22 protein-coding genes are annotated in these 13,924 nt (G+C 36.8%); 17 read left to right on the top strand and 5 right to left on the bottom strand.

The window, feature by feature from the left end:
* The first annotated feature begins 244 nt into the window (after positions 1 to 244).
* The 16 genes from PL9631_RS19910 to PL9631_RS19835 all read left to right on the top strand — a co-directional run bounded on the left by PL9631_RS19910 (position 245) and on the right by PL9631_RS19835 (position 8,136).
* Entirely contained in the window at positions 245 to 523 is a 279-nt protein-coding gene (locus PL9631_RS19910) for a hypothetical protein (RefSeq protein WP_083623041.1), read from the top strand.
* Between the two features lie 76 nt (positions 524 to 599).
* The gene (locus tag PL9631_RS19905; RefSeq protein ID WP_083623036.1) at positions 600 to 959 is read left to right on the top strand and encodes a hypothetical protein; all 360 of its coding nucleotides are present in this window, start codon (positions 600 to 602) and stop codon (positions 957 to 959) included.
* Between the two features lie 97 nt (positions 960 to 1,056).
* Positions 1,057 to 1,416: a hypothetical protein gene (locus tag PL9631_RS19900; RefSeq protein WP_083623035.1), complete on the top strand. Its 360-nt coding sequence runs from the start codon at positions 1,057 to 1,059 to the stop codon at positions 1,414 to 1,416.
* 66 nt (positions 1,417 to 1,482) lie between these two features.
* Complete coding sequence (locus PL9631_RS26300) at positions 1,483 to 1,767, top strand: hypothetical protein (protein WP_197046447.1); 285 nt, start codon at positions 1,483 to 1,485, stop codon at positions 1,765 to 1,767.
* A gap of 30 nt (positions 1,768 to 1,797) precedes the next feature.
* The gene (locus tag PL9631_RS19890; protein WP_083623033.1) at positions 1,798 to 2,196 is read left to right on the top strand and encodes a hypothetical protein; all 399 of its coding nucleotides are present in this window, start codon (positions 1,798 to 1,800) and stop codon (positions 2,194 to 2,196) included.
* Positions 2,197 to 2,310: 114 nt separating this feature from the next.
* A complete protein-coding gene (locus PL9631_RS19885; protein ID WP_083621920.1) occupies positions 2,311 to 2,796 on the top strand; it encodes a hypothetical protein in 486 nt (161 codons plus the stop codon).
* Between the two features lie 72 nt (positions 2,797 to 2,868).
* Positions 2,869 to 3,246: a hypothetical protein gene (locus PL9631_RS19880; RefSeq protein ID WP_083623031.1), complete on the top strand. Its 378-nt coding sequence runs from the start codon at positions 2,869 to 2,871 to the stop codon at positions 3,244 to 3,246.
* A gap of 72 nt (positions 3,247 to 3,318) precedes the next feature.
* A complete protein-coding gene (locus PL9631_RS19875; RefSeq protein WP_156090642.1) occupies positions 3,319 to 3,495 on the top strand; it encodes a hypothetical protein in 177 nt (58 codons plus the stop codon).
* A 120-nt stretch (positions 3,496 to 3,615) separates the two neighbouring features.
* A complete protein-coding gene (locus PL9631_RS19870) occupies positions 3,616 to 4,155 on the top strand; it encodes a pilin (protein ID WP_083623028.1) in 540 nt (179 codons plus the stop codon).
* Between the two features lie 97 nt (positions 4,156 to 4,252).
* Positions 4,253 to 4,795 carry a hypothetical protein gene (locus PL9631_RS19865; protein ID WP_083623026.1) on the top strand — a complete coding sequence of 181 codons (543 nt, stop codon included), beginning with the start codon at positions 4,253 to 4,255 and terminating at the stop codon, positions 4,793 to 4,795.
* Positions 4,796 to 4,959: 164 nt separating this feature from the next.
* The gene (locus PL9631_RS19860; RefSeq protein ID WP_231516794.1) at positions 4,960 to 5,469 is read left to right on the top strand and encodes an SLOG family protein; all 510 of its coding nucleotides are present in this window, start codon (positions 4,960 to 4,962) and stop codon (positions 5,467 to 5,469) included.
* 9 nt (positions 5,470 to 5,478) lie between these two features.
* Positions 5,479 to 5,889 carry a hypothetical protein gene (locus tag PL9631_RS19855; protein ID WP_231516793.1) on the top strand — a complete coding sequence of 137 codons (411 nt, stop codon included), beginning with the start codon at positions 5,479 to 5,481 and terminating at the stop codon, positions 5,887 to 5,889.
* Between the two features lie 29 nt (positions 5,890 to 5,918).
* Entirely contained in the window at positions 5,919 to 6,212 is a 294-nt protein-coding gene (locus PL9631_RS19850; protein WP_156090641.1) for a hypothetical protein, read from the top strand.
* 121 nt (positions 6,213 to 6,333) lie between these two features.
* Positions 6,334 to 6,882, top strand: a complete 549-nt coding sequence (locus PL9631_RS19845; RefSeq protein WP_083617018.1) for a hypothetical protein — start codon at positions 6,334 to 6,336, stop codon at positions 6,880 to 6,882.
* A 115-nt stretch (positions 6,883 to 6,997) separates the two neighbouring features.
* Positions 6,998 to 7,726 carry a hypothetical protein gene (locus PL9631_RS19840; protein ID WP_197046446.1) on the top strand — a complete coding sequence of 243 codons (729 nt, stop codon included), beginning with the start codon at positions 6,998 to 7,000 and terminating at the stop codon, positions 7,724 to 7,726.
* Positions 7,727 to 7,785: 59 nt separating this feature from the next.
* Positions 7,786 to 8,136 carry a hypothetical protein gene (locus PL9631_RS19835; protein WP_083623018.1) on the top strand — a complete coding sequence of 117 codons (351 nt, stop codon included), beginning with the start codon at positions 7,786 to 7,788 and terminating at the stop codon, positions 8,134 to 8,136.
* 70 nt (positions 8,137 to 8,206) lie between these two features.
* Here the strand turns inward: PL9631_RS19835 and PL9631_RS19830 are convergent, their stop codons facing one another.
* Both PL9631_RS19830 and PL9631_RS19820 read right to left on the bottom strand, forming a co-directional pair.
* Positions 8,207 to 8,674, bottom strand: a complete 468-nt coding sequence (locus tag PL9631_RS19830) for a thermonuclease family protein (protein ID WP_231516792.1) — start codon at positions 8,672 to 8,674, stop codon at positions 8,207 to 8,209.
* Between the two features lie 585 nt (positions 8,675 to 9,259).
* Positions 9,260 to 9,568 (bottom strand): hypothetical protein, encoded by a 309-nt coding sequence (locus PL9631_RS19820; protein WP_083623013.1) that lies wholly within the window; start codon positions 9,566 to 9,568, stop codon positions 9,260 to 9,262.
* Positions 9,569 to 11,064: 1,496 nt separating this feature from the next.
* Here PL9631_RS19820 and PL9631_RS26290 point away from each other — a divergent pair.
* Positions 11,065 to 11,256, top strand: a complete 192-nt coding sequence (locus PL9631_RS26290) for a hypothetical protein (protein ID WP_083623009.1) — start codon at positions 11,065 to 11,067, stop codon at positions 11,254 to 11,256.
* A 12-nt stretch (positions 11,257 to 11,268) separates the two neighbouring features.
* Here PL9631_RS26290 and PL9631_RS19810 read toward each other — a convergent pair whose 3' ends face one another.
* The 3 genes from PL9631_RS19810 to PL9631_RS19795 form a co-directional block, all read right to left on the bottom strand.
* Entirely contained in the window at positions 11,269 to 11,709 is a 441-nt protein-coding gene (locus PL9631_RS19810; RefSeq protein WP_083623007.1) for a hypothetical protein, read from the bottom strand.
* A 1,070-nt stretch (positions 11,710 to 12,779) separates the two neighbouring features.
* A complete protein-coding gene (locus PL9631_RS19800; RefSeq protein ID WP_083616987.1) occupies positions 12,780 to 13,355 on the bottom strand; it encodes a KilA-N domain-containing protein in 576 nt (191 codons plus the stop codon).
* 301 nt (positions 13,356 to 13,656) lie between these two features.
* A complete protein-coding gene (locus tag PL9631_RS19795; protein ID WP_156090443.1) occupies positions 13,657 to 13,821 on the bottom strand; it encodes a ribbon-helix-helix protein, CopG family in 165 nt (54 codons plus the stop codon).
* Between the last annotated feature and the right edge of the window lie 103 nt (positions 13,822 to 13,924).

Genomic DNA, 13,924 nt, shown 5'->3' with positions numbered 1-13,924 from the left:
CGACCCCTTGACTGTTTCAATCTCTTTACTGAACCTAATGATTTAGATTTACGTTCTATTGAGATGGAAATTGTTCGCCAGTACCGTAAACAATTCAACCTTGAACACGCGAGTTTATTTGAGCTTCAAGCTGAATTTCAATCTAAATTCCAATCTGAATCTAAATAAATAATACTTTAAGCGGTAATTAAGTTAATGACTTGGCTACCGCTTGAATTTAATGAAGTTTCTCTTAGCTAAATCAATGATTAGAATTCCACCTAAATTCGGTTCTAAAGCTCCTAAACCTGAACCCGATAAATCCAAAGGTAGCGTTTTTGAGCGACTGAATGCAAAGCTCAAATGGGAACGAGAAAATATTCAACCCCATTTAAAAGATTTATTTCCTTTGTATGGTCACAAATGCACTATCTTCCTACCCGACAATGGAATTTATTACTATGCAGGTGCAGGATACGGTAATTATCTAACTGAAAGGGATGATGATTACAACAAAATTGGAGAAATCTTAGCTCAAATCTAATTCAATTAAGCGGTAATTAGAAATTTTAATGCTCTAGCTACCGCTTTTAAGTTTTAGTTGTTTTGGAATAATTATCATGCACACTTCTAATTCTATCATCACTTTTGCAGGAATTAAAGGTAAAGTAATTAAATCTTCACCCCACGGAAATTACGTTGTTGTTGAACTTTGCGATCGCATTACCATTTGTGGAACCAAAAACAATCAATACCAATGGTCAGAAACTCCTGATGCTGATTCGGGATTCACCAGTTTTATTACTTACGTTGGCTCAACGGTAACTGAACAATCCTCTCTCTATGAACAGATTCAATTCTATGGCGGTCACATTCAGGAGTTGCGTGATTCCAAACGTAATCAACATTTTCCTCTTGAGTTTAAAGTAAAAGAATTATCTGTTGATAGTTTGTTGAACTTATTTAATGAACTTAAATAACAAATAACAAAATCAATAGCGTTATTCCTTAAATAGCGTTATTGATAAATTGTTATTGAAGTTAAGGGTAAAAATGAAGTTGTAGTGAGGAAAGTTGATGGACAGTATAAGAAACAAGGTGATTAAACTCATAAGTAAAGAATGGCAGGAAGAAAACGATACTTGGGAATCACCAGAAGGGAAACAGATACCTTATATTCGATTCTCTAAGTTTATAATGCCAGACAACGATGATTTTAACCGATACCATATTGCATTTACGATATGGGCAAAAAATGTTTCAGTTGAGATTATCGAAAGCTGCGGTGAATGCGGCCCTGAGATTGATTCTGATGAGCGGTGGGCAATGATTCGTACTTTCAGAATCGCCAAAGTTCCTCATGCAGAATTCCTTGAAAGAAGCGATGAATTAATTCAATCTGCAACTCGCATTCTTTACGAAAGATTTAATCCTTAAATTCAATAAACCAGCAGCATCCTAATCATCCTAATGTTGTTGATTTGTTTTTCCTACCCGTAAACTATGAAAAGTTCAACAATTAAAGGCTCTATTCAATTAGAATTACCTTTATTCCCAAAGCTCAAACGAAATCAGAAAATCAAGATAACTGGCTTAGATTCTGATGGAGAATATCCTAATCTAATTGGGAAATTTGGGATAATCTTTGCCATTGCTGATAATGGGATTTGGGTTAGGTTTCCAGGCAGATATTTAGGGAGAACCCGAAAAGGTAAAGTTAATTTAATTCTCCTTTATTCAATTTGGGATATTGAGTATGTAAATAACGGTTTGGGTAGCTATCGCTAAAGATAGGCGTTGTTTCTTTTTCTTAATACAATGTCTATCGTTATTCAAACTAAAGCCCAAAAGACAACCTCAACCCTCGTTGATTGCTTCCGAATCCTTGCTTGGCAACATTATAAGAGTACCAATAAAGGCTTGAAAATTGAAGGTAAACAAGTTAAAGGTTTAGAACTATATGAAATCTTTAAAGCCAATTGGGTTAAGCATGAAATTCACAAAATGGATTTAGCTAAAATCCAAAAATTCATAGAGGAAATGGGTTACTCCGAAGAAGAACTTCTGGCAATCCGATCTGATTATCGGAAACAACAAGCCAATTACCAATCCAAACGCGAATCAACTGAATCAACTGAATCAACTGAATCAAAAGTCAGTCAACTGAAATCAAAATATCAAGAATCTGATTCTGAATACGAACCTAAACCTTTCTAATTTCTAAACTCCAACTAAAGTCTTAGTCTCCTTGTGGGATTAAGGCTTTTTTTATTGGGGCTTTGCTGGGGGGAGCTATCGCAAATAGTTTATGAAGTTTCTTGGAGTAAATCAATGGCTACTACAATTAAACAAATTATTACCATCAAAATTGAAGTTTTTAATCCCGAAAGCCTCAAAGTTTATAATAACGATGGTTATGATTCTGAGATTTACTACAATCCAGTTTACTTCGGTGCTAATCGTAAGCCCAAAAACCTTATTGCAACTACCCTGAAATGGCGTGGTGATTCCCAATCTTTACGGCAACATATCTGGGCTGACTTCAAGCGTTGTTTTTGGAAGAAAGACCAATCCAGTTTTAGTGATCCAATTCAGAATCTAACAAGAGCAGGGATTGATAACAACAATAAGGTTTCTATTCCTTGTATGGGTATCGTTACACCTATCTTGCTAATTGAATCTGAGGCTTATCGTCCCCATGCTGAAGTTGTTGTTAAGGCGGCTAACTTTCTAGCTTTCCTGATGAACAAACAGGAAGAACTCGATTATCTACAATTTCGTGAGCTTCTAGCCAGTTTCGGTATCATCGAATCCTAAGTTTCTAAATAAACCCCTAATTAGATTCAATTTAGTTGGGGGTTTTCTCTATTTAACTTATCAATTAAACCAATGAAAATCACTGTAGCAATTTCAGGTTCACGTTCAATCACAATTCTAAATCATGAATCCCTAACTAGAATCAACAAAATTATTGAGCTTAATTACGAGATTCTAATTGGTGATGCTCCTGGTGTTGATTTATTAGTTCAAACTTATCTTGATTCAGTGAATTACGATAATGTTCAAGTTTGGTTTGCCTTTAGTACCCTCAGAAATAATGTTGGTAATTGGGGAACCGTTAAAGTCCAAGGAAGTTATAGCCTTAGAGATAAATTAATGATTAGTTCTGCTGATTTTGGTTTAGCTATTTGGGATGGTAAATCACCAGGAACTAAACGAAATATTCAACAACTTGGTAAACGTTGTCGAGTTATTCTGATTAATTAGTTTATTCTGATTAATTAGTTTATTTAAGAAGAAGCTACCGCTCAAGAGAGGTGTTGTTTCTTCTTAAATATTATGTCTGAATTAAATGGTCAATGGCTCGACTGTAGCGGCAAACCCTGTTTCTGTCCTGATAATTCACCATCTCCTTATGATTATCTTTGGGATGAATTAGAGTCTGAATCTAAATCCGAACCTAATTATAATCCTCAATCAAAATCTCAAACTGAAATTGCTTACGATGAATTTTAATTAATAGAGTCCTAGAGAAATCTGGGGCTTTTATATTTGACTTTTATTGACTTTAGATTAAAGAGATTTAGGAGTAAGACGCTATCGCGGGGAAGTGGCAGTTGTTTATTTGTAATTATCATGAAATCTTCTGAATCCGGCAAATCTCTGACTGAACTTTTAGTTGTCATCGTCATTATTGGTATCTTAGCTTCAATCGGTTTACCAATGTTTCTAAATTATCTCAAAACAAGTAGATTAGTCGCAACCATTCATCAAGTTAAAGCCTATACAACTCAATCTCGATACGATGCAATCTCTGATTCTGGTATCAAAACAGTTTGTATTCTTGAAGGAAAAATCACCTCAACAACCGATGGAAATTGTAATAATAAATCCATCAAATCTTTACCTTCTGGAGTCACTTTAGATATTCCTAATTCAACATTTTCTAATAAAGCTAATAGTGTTTCTGGCAAAGGCAATGATTTCTACAAAATATCTTTCTCTGGGAACACAAATGGCGGTCAATTAGGAAGATTAACTTTCACTACAAGAACAGAAAATGAACCCATTACCAATCGCAATACAATGTGTTTGTTTCAAACTCTAAAGAATGTTGATAATCTAGGATATGAAACCAATATTGATATCCGTAAAGGTAAAGATTGCAAGAAATAAATTGATAACCTTAGCAAATGCTAGGGTTTTTTTTATTGAAGCTCAACTAATCAGGAAGCTAACGCTAATAGGTTATGAAATTTTTAGGAGTTTAACCATGAATAAAACCAAGCTAAAATTCTCTACAGAACTCCGAAAGTTAACTACTGTTGAGAATCCAGAAGGATTGCGAGATTGGTGTCGAAGTCTTAAATCTCAATTAATCCCAGACCCTAGTAACTATGCGAAAGGTCGATATCGACTCTGGCTTTTCCATGAGGTTGATTTCAGAAACGGACAACTCAGCAAAGGTTATTTTGATGACAGAATCTATAACTTTAGTCAACGAGTTTATCCGGGTTGTGATATTGGTTTATTAACTTTTGGAGGTTCTCTAGCTGATGGCAAAATCAGTGATGGCAGAATTTCCCCCCATCGTGATCATACCTATGCAAATCCTAAAGCAATTAGTGTTAATCTCGGTGAAGCAATCTTTACTTATGGTGAACCTGAACAAAAAGATTATCTTCTTCAGGATGGTGACATTACCGAGTTTAATTGTAAGGTTCTTCACAGCATTAAGGAAATTATTACCCCAGAAAGATTTAGTCTTGTGTTTTGGAAATTAAATGAATCTAAAGGTTATCAAAGTTTAATTTAGCTTCAATAAAACTCTAGTTAGATTTAATCTAGTTAGGGTTTTTTTTAATGACTATTCAATGATTACCAGTCCCGAATAGACCTCCTTGTATTCAATCATTATAACATAATTAATAACTATTTGCTACCGCTTAACTTCGTTGCTGTTTCTTAATGAATAACCTAATGAATACTGCATTTATTACTGGACATCGACTATTTAATTATCCCTTCTATTACCCCAACCTTCATCAAGGGGTTAATCAATTAACTGATCTTGCTATTAACCGAGGAATCACAACTTTTCTAACTGGAATGGCATTAGGAACTGATGCTATCGCCGCTATTATTTGGGCTGAACGGAATCTAACCTGGAAAGCGATCTTACCCTGTCCTGACCAGGATTCAAAATGGTCTCTCAGACAGCGGGAGGATTATCACCAAATCTTGAGTAAAGCTTCTGAAGTCAAGGTTTTATATCCCCAATATCAACCAGGCGTTATGCAAGCTCGTGACCAATATCTTGTTAATAATTCCAGTCTAGGTTTAGCCGTCTGGGATGGACGAACAACTGGGGGAACTTTTCTAACTATTTCAATGGCACGAAAAACTAAACTACCTTTGATTATTTTCAATCCCAATACTTTTGAAATTAGCTATGAAGAACCCTTAAAACAATTGAATTTATTTGATTGAAACTAGCTTTTGATTGAAACTAGCTACCGCTTAATGACGTTGATGTTATTTGGAATCAAAATAATGTATCAACGTCATGCGTATCAATGGACAATTCACAGTGCTTTTGAAGGTGCAGATTTCTGGTTAATTGCAAAGCATAATCGGGATATGTTAGGTAAACCAATTCGTGAATACAAAAAGGGTTGTTTTGGAATGTTAGCTCCTCAGAATATTCACCCAAACTATGGCTTTTATCTTTGCCAATATCTCTACAATGAAGGATTTTGGCGATTTTATTCTCAGGGGCTTCTTGAACTTCAACATTTACGAATTACCGATGTTCGTCATGTTTTTGAACCCGATAGCTACCTGGTTTCTCCAACTGGAAATCTAATTGTCTTGAGTTCTAGTTCTAATCAAAGACTAGCTACCGCTTAGATTTAATGAACTTTAATCCTCGCAAAATAATGGAAACTAAACTGAATCTTGATGTTGATTTGATTATTGAACGACTTCAATCTGATGGGGTTTTTGATTGCGATCGCATTCCCCAACATTTAGTCAAACAAGCCCTAACTAAGTGGCTCAACCGTATCTCTGAATCTATCAACAACGAACCTGATTGGTGGATTCGACAAATTGAATCTAAGGCTTTTAAAGAATCAATTAACTCCTTCCTTGATGATTATTCTCAAGATTCTGAAGGTATTGAACACGCTGAAAATCCTGAAAACAAAAATGAGTTTGCTATTCTTTCCTAACAACAAACTCAGACTATCAGGCTGTAAGTAAACCATCAATTCTAATATTACCAGGATTCTATTCTTTTGTCTATAGGATCTTGGTATTTTTTTCAACTAAACCTCAACCAAACTTAAACCAATGATTCCTAACAAATCTCAATTTATTTCTGAACTTGAAGTTGATTCTGAAATTGATTCTGAAGTTAATTATGAACTTTCTATCGAACCTAATCAATCACTCCGAAAGTTTGTTGAACAGAAATTTGTGATTAAATCTATTTCTGAACAATTGATTGAACTTGAATCCGATGCTATTGCCGAAGCATTACAAATTCATCAAGATAACATGAATAACAACAAGAATAATGTTATTTATCAAGATAGCATTGCAAAAGTTGTTATTTGTTTTCGACAAAAATATGTGAGTTCAAAAGATAGTCCTGAACTGGCAAAATTAGAGGAATTGATTCGGTCTGAGGAAATTATTATCCTTAAACGCAATGGCGAAAAACTCAACAAATTAGATTCTGAGATTGAGGAACTTGAGAATCAAATTAAAGCGCTTGAAGTTCGCAAAGAAAAGCTCTTGAGTTCCAAACGGATTGAAAGTTTAAAGTCGGAATATCAGCAATTAATTCAGAATCTTGCCTATAAAGAACCTGGATTAAATATCAGCTTCAAACGATAAATGTTAGGTTATAATTTCAATATAATCTAGCTACCGCCTTGGGTTTTTGGTTGATTTCCTAAGTAAAAAATCAATCAAACTGAAACTAAAACCACTTACAAAATTAGAACAAACCATGAATATTATCCAAATCGACGGATACGGATTTCTGATTCCCAGTTCTCCGAGTCGTTATCGTGGAAATTGCTCAAAAGAATGGGGTTGTTTTGTCACCGGAGAAACCAAAGGATTAAACCATTCTAAAGCTGAAAAAGCGGGATTAACTAAAGGAACTTTTGTTGAAATGGCAATCGTTCAAATTTCAACGAAGACTCTGACTTTTGAACCCAATTATCTTAACGAAGAATTTATGGAAATTTGGGGGATTCCGGTTGGTGGCGAAATGAAAGATCAATTCCATGCAAAGGCTTCTGAACTTTCAACCTTTCTGATGCACCGTCAAAGTAAAGATAAATTCACTACTTTAACGGAACAATTTGTCAAGAATGCTTTGAATAGTTGGGCTTCTGAAGGGATGAAGGATAACTTCAACAAATATAGTTTGGAGAAGATTCGTGAAAGCTACAATAACTTGATTTTCCGATTTGAAATGACCCCAACGGAGGGGAAACACGGGCCGTATTTCTACATTGCCAGTAGCTATCGGGAACCCAATGGCGAACTTGAATTAGCTGCGTTGAAAGCGACAAAAGAGATTCAATCAATGGATGTCTGTAATGATCAACGATTGGTTGAAAATCAAGCGAAATGTTTTGCTTCGATTGCAGAAGCCGAACTCAATCAAGTTCCTGTTGCTCAATTGAATGCAACGAATAACAAACAACTGAAATCTGCTAAAGCCTAATTAACTAGAGTCGGGGAGAAATCCTCGGCTTTTTTTTATCTGCAAGTGCAAGTGTAACCATGCCCATTAATCCCAAAGATTATCCTCCTAATTGGAAAGCGATCTCACTGGAAATCAAAGAAGCCGCTAACTGGATTTGTGAGAACTGCCATCGCCCGTGCCGCAGCCAGGGAGAGAGTAAGCAAGACTTTAGGAATCGGATTGCTGTTTGGCATCAAATCGAGTTCGATGATAAACCGCAACGCTTCACCCTTACCGTCGCCCACCTGAATCATACGCCAATGGATTGCGATCGCAACAACTTAAGAGCTTGGTGTTGTGTTTGTCATCTCAGATACGATAATAAACATCGAACTCAGAAACGCAAACGTTATCAACAACTGACAATCTTTGATATCCTCGGTGAATAAATCCTTAGCTTTCATTCTAAACTAACTAAACCAACTAAGCTTTACCTTATGGTAGGGCTTTTTTTATTCCCTAAAACATTCTCCGAACCCCAGGCAAAACAAAATCTTTATCTCCCCAAATCCCAAGGTTTTGTTGATACGCTTCATATTGTGCCATTAAGATATCACAACAAAGTAGAATCCCTCGTTTTGGCAAGTTGTAACGAACTAAAGGAAGCAAATCCCAAGCCAAACCTTGACGAATCATTTCAACTTGAATATTCAACTCTCTTGAACCAATAAACCAATCAGCTAATAATCTCCCATATTTATCTGCCCCATACTCCTCAATAAAAAACAATTCCTTATTAGAAAATATCAAATCTTCTAAGTATTTCTTAGCTTCTTCTCCCCACTTGGTTCCTTTTTCGGGGCAATCAATCCAACGACATCTTGAATTAATTACTCCTTTCCTATGAATTATCTTGATGGTGTCACCGTCAACTATTGAATGAACTTTCACGGGAACCAATACCATAAAAACCTCAATATTTTTCAAAAATAATGCGATATTTTTATTCTATATCGAAGGTCGCANCTTTTGAACCCAATTATCTTAACGAAGAATTTATGGAAATTTGGGGGATTCCGGTTGGTGGCGAAATGAAAGATCAATTCCATGCAAAGGCTTCTGAACTTTCAACCTTTCTGATGCACCGTCAAAGTAAAGATAAATTCACTACTTTAACGGAACAATTTGTCAAGAATGCTTTGAATAGTTGGGCTTCTGAAGGGATGAAANAATCACTCCGAAAGTTTGTTGAACAGAAATTTGTGATTAAATCTATTTCTGAACAATTGATTGAACTTGAATCCGATGCTATTGTCGAAGCATTACAAATTCATCAAGATAACATGAATAACAACAAGAATAATGTTATTTATCAGGATAGCATTGCAAAAGTTGTTATTTGTTTTCGACAAAAATATGTGAGTTCAAAGGATTCACCGGAGTTGGCAAAATTAGAGGAGTTAATTCGGTCTGAGGAAATTATTATCCTTAAACGCAATGGCGAAAAACTCAACAAATTAGATTCCGAGATTGAGGAACTTGAGAATCAAATTAAAGCTNTATCATAATTCTCTACAACCCTAAATCAATAATCGAACAAACTACTAAAGAAAAGACGGGATTATTATTTTCAAAATAATGTGGATAAAGCTGCATGAAGTTCTCGATAAAATCCTCAAGTAAATCATCATAACCAGAACTAAAAGTTAACTTCCCACTGTCTTCAAAACAATCTATTGAAACTGCACCAATAGTTATTAAGATTAGGTTCTTTGAAAACCGACTAGATTTAGAGTTTGGATTCTTTTTTATATGCTGGATTAATGCTGCAATATAGACTAAATCCTCGTTGTCAAGTAATCGAATATCTAAGAAATTCATAAGCTATCCTCCTGATATTATTTTATTACAATTATTAATACAAGTCAATCTTTTTTAGAATTACCTTTGGTCAGTTTTCAAACAGTTTTATAAGGTTTTATTGGAACAAATTCATGTAAATTTAGGTAAATTCTTATAAGGACATTGTTAATTGTTAATTGTTATGTGGTTTATTAATATTCACAGTCTAGCTGGCCGTTGAGGTAGCGTTGGGAAGTGATTCCCGATTCCCTAACGCCATAAGGATTGTGCCTCACCAAAATAGAAGTAAGCCAGTGTCGCAGCTTTTTTCAATGTGTCCAGGTTGACGAAGATTGCAACACTAGAACCTTGGCTAACTTGTTCGACAANAGTCCTCAGAAATCATCATAATATTATTAATCCTGTAAAGCTACTATTGATGGGAGTTTAACAGGTTCACCTAAATAAATTGGACTATCTGAAACCAGGACTTTAACATAACTTTCTCCCTTATGAACCTTAAACCAAGTAACTATCGGGGGTTGAATAATCTTNAAAGTTGAAGAAATTATCAGGAAACTTATAATTAAAATCCAAGTCCTGATTCCGCCTGGAGTTCCGGTAATGATTTTGCCAAAAGTCCTAAGCCCCGATAAATCAGATTCTAAATCTTCCCATTGCTTTTCATCTTTTCGTTGAGCTAATTCCAGTTCCCGAACCCTAGGAAGAACTGCGCGGTCAGAAATATAGAGGTTTTTCTCAACTTCTTTAAGTCTAATTCCTGCCTCACGAATCTCTACCTCAAGCCTAACCAGTTTCTCAATTTGAGATTGAGATAATTCCTTGATTCCCGTTCCCGAAAATAAAGGTTCGTTTACTAATTTTTCTATTAGTTTTTCTAACCCATTGTTGTTTCTCCTAATTTCCGAATGTTGCAAAACTTCTGGAATAGCTTTAATTAAAGCCAAGTTGCGTTCTTCTGAGATTCTCAGGGATTCTTGAAGTTGTTTCGACTCGGTGATATCAATTCCAAATATTGCTATTCCTAATTCGTATTTTCTAGCTGATATTAAAAAGAACTTCTTTGGAGTCCTGCATTCAATTTCCCAATTACCAGAGTCTAAATCTGATTGAATGAATAAACCCATTACCTCTCTTAGATTATCGCCATTGTTTAGCCAGCCCAGGGGTTGGTTGCAAAAATCCTCTATGGTTTTATCAAAATATCCAGCCATTTGTTCATTGACCGAGATATAGGTTAAATTGTATGAAATATAACTAGCTAAACCAGGACAAGTAGATAAAAAGATTGAGATTAAATCGCATTCAGTTTCGCACCCTTCGCCAAGCTCAGAGCATCGAGTTTCGGATTCTGGTATATTTTTTTTCATGGTTATTATTTACTTTCTACCTACTGTTTTATCTAAAAAAATGATTGCTAACTTTATATCAATTATGCTAACAAATTTGTATTATAATGTCAATAATCTTATGTTATAGTTATTTTAAGATAGAATTAGGTTAGGATTTTAACCATGCAGCATTATTCTTATCGAATTGTTGTTTGTACACTTTGTCTAATTGCCATAATTTCACTATCTGGGGGAATCTATTTATCAATAATTGATAAACCAATCCCAGAGAGTTTAATTGCCCTTGGGGGGAATGCTATTGGAGCTTTAGCAGGATTATTAGCCCCTAGTCCTATCCGACATAATTCTGATTAATAAAGATTAAAATTAACTATTATTTTTTACTGCTAAATCTAATTGGGCTTGAGCATTTTCTTTGCGAATTTCAATCTCACGGGAATCGTTATCGGTGCGGTTAGAGCCTTGGGATAAGGAATCAATTTTGTCCTTAATTTGGAGCCATTTTTGATGAGAGGTTTCAGCCCAAGATTGAACTTCCCAGTCATGGATTTGCTGACAAACTTCGGGGGGAATCCGATCATCTAATCCTAGATTTCGATAGCCCGATGCAGCCCCACAGCCGGGTCGATTACAAAGCGGGTCAGGGTCATTGGGGTTAGGGTTGGCTATGACCAGTTCAGAACGGGTGATAAAGCCGGAATCATGGCAACAGAAGCAGTTCCACCGGGGTTTCCAAATCTCCTTTTCTTCGGGGGAAGTGGCACGGGAGTTTAATGCCGGGAGTTTTTCAAAGACTGGGGCTTCCATAGTTATTGGGATTTAGAAATTGAGCTTTCAATATTGGCCAGTTCGGCGGCAGACATTGGGGATAATCGGCGTTGTNAGCACTTTCTTGTGCGGGTGCGGCGGGAATATGAACGCGACTCAAAATCACCCATTCCCAAAAGTCCGAACGTTCAAAGGAATCAGGTTCAATGGCCAGGAATAATGTACAGACATCTTCTATAAATGGGGTTTGAGATTTGGCGATCGCAATTTCCTGTACCCAAGCCTCAAACTGCGGGTGCTGTTCCCAGTAGATTTTTTCCTTGGCCAACTGACTTCTGAGAGCCTCGGCTTCTTGGAGTTCACGATTGCGGACTTCATGGGGGGATTTTTTGAATTGAGAGTAGTAGTCCTCAAATCGGGGATTGCCTGTGGAATCGGTGGAAGCTAACCAATCGGGAATAGAAGCGATGGGCTTGGTAAATCCCTCGGTCTTTTGATTGACAAAATTCAAAAATCTCTCTCGCTCCGGTTCTGAGAGAGTATTAAAAAAGTCTTTATAAGTCTTAAGAGTATGAGGAAAATCCGACCCGCTCTGGGTAAGGGTTTCAGGCGTTGAATCGGACAACTTTGTCTTATTGCGGACAACTTTGTCCTGGCTCGGACAACTTTGTCCAGACTCGGACAACTTTGTCTTATTGCGGACAACTTTGTCCTGCTGTGGACAACTTTGTCCAGACTTGACGGTAGCCAGATTACGGCTTTTCATATCTACGATTTTGAATTCCCAAAGCTCCATTTCTTCGAGCTTGTGCATTGAGCGTCTGACCTGTCTTTCCGATAGTCCGACAGTCGCTGCGATTTGTTCTGGGTTTGGTGTTTCTTTTAAGCGATCGCCATAAGGGTCAAGCATCTGAAGGTAGCTCCACACACACCAATCGGCGCTGGTTAATTTAGCTCTGATGGCTTTGATTGCTGCCCAATTCGGAGTCTGGTAGTAGAGCGATGGTTCCACATCTAACATCGGGCTATCGGGAACAATTGACAATTTAGGCATTTTATTCTCAATAAATAAACTTGAACTTCTTATCTGTACTAGATTTCAGCGTTTCCTACCCGTATTTTCGAGATGTCCAATACCCTATTTCTCGTAGTTCCTGTCGCTGTCGCTGCTTTCGTTCCTGTGGGGTTTCCAAATAAATCCATTGCTCATCAATCGGGATGGCTTCAAATTCGGCTTGAGTCATTTGTGGGTACAATTCTGGCGGTGTCCATGCTTTAATTTGTGCGGGTTCTGAGGATTGAGGTTGAGCGGTTCCCGACATCCATTGCACAACCCATTGAGTAACCTGAACTGCAAACTCTGGACTCAACCACATGGCCAGGTGGACTGCGACTTGAGGATGTACCCAAGTTCCAGATACGGACAAGTTCGCTTTATTTCCACCCTGAAACACTTGAATTAACGCCATTGCCGGATTTCCGGTTAACGGGTTTCGGGCGATAATCTCTATTCCTAGATTCTCGGAGAGGGCCGCAAGATATTCCTTGGTGGTTTCATTTTCAAAGTAGTGACTCCACTTTTTCCCCGCCGCCTTACAGAGAGCAGTGGCGTTGAAATATCCGTCCCCCCGCCGTTGCCCGATGGGACTGTCGTTGGCTGAATGAAAAACTAAAGTTGAGGTCATAATTTATCCTTTGGTAGATTTGGACTTAGATTTGGTGAACTTCAACAAAATTGTTTTAGCTTGAGCCTCGGTCAAATCATTGGGATCTAATTTGAGGGATTTACCTTTTTCGAGGTGGTCGTATTCGCAGTATTGGCGGACTAATTCGTGGCGGTGGCATACCCACCCACAGGATTTACAAAGGGAACTATCTAAGCCGGGGATTGAGTATTTGACTCCGCAGGAACACTTAAATAAATCTTCTGAATTAATCCAATCAAATAAACAATTAGAGTTTTGGGAGTTTTGAGCTAACATTTATTTATCTGTCTAGCTTTTCTTTGAGGTTTAAATAAAGCTCTACTGCTTCCTCAACGACATAACTAATTGGTCTTTTTAAAAGGGTTGCCTTTTCACGAAGTCGAGAATCAAGGGCCTCATCAATCGTTAATGTTCTTTGGATACGATTCGGTGATGTCTTTTTCATATACTTTATTTTGCTAATATCTACCAGATTGGTATTTATTTTTTTAGTATAGCTTCTTATTTACCTGTTTGGTAATTGAGTCTACCAGAAGTTTTGCATTTAC

This window comes from Planktothrix paucivesiculata PCC 9631, from assembly GCF_900009265.2.
Lineage (GTDB): Bacteria > Cyanobacteriota > Cyanobacteriia > Cyanobacteriales > Microcoleaceae > Planktothrix > Planktothrix paucivesiculata.
The sequence above is the reverse complement of the archived record's forward strand: the minus strand, read 5'-3'. Positions and strand labels throughout refer to the sequence as shown.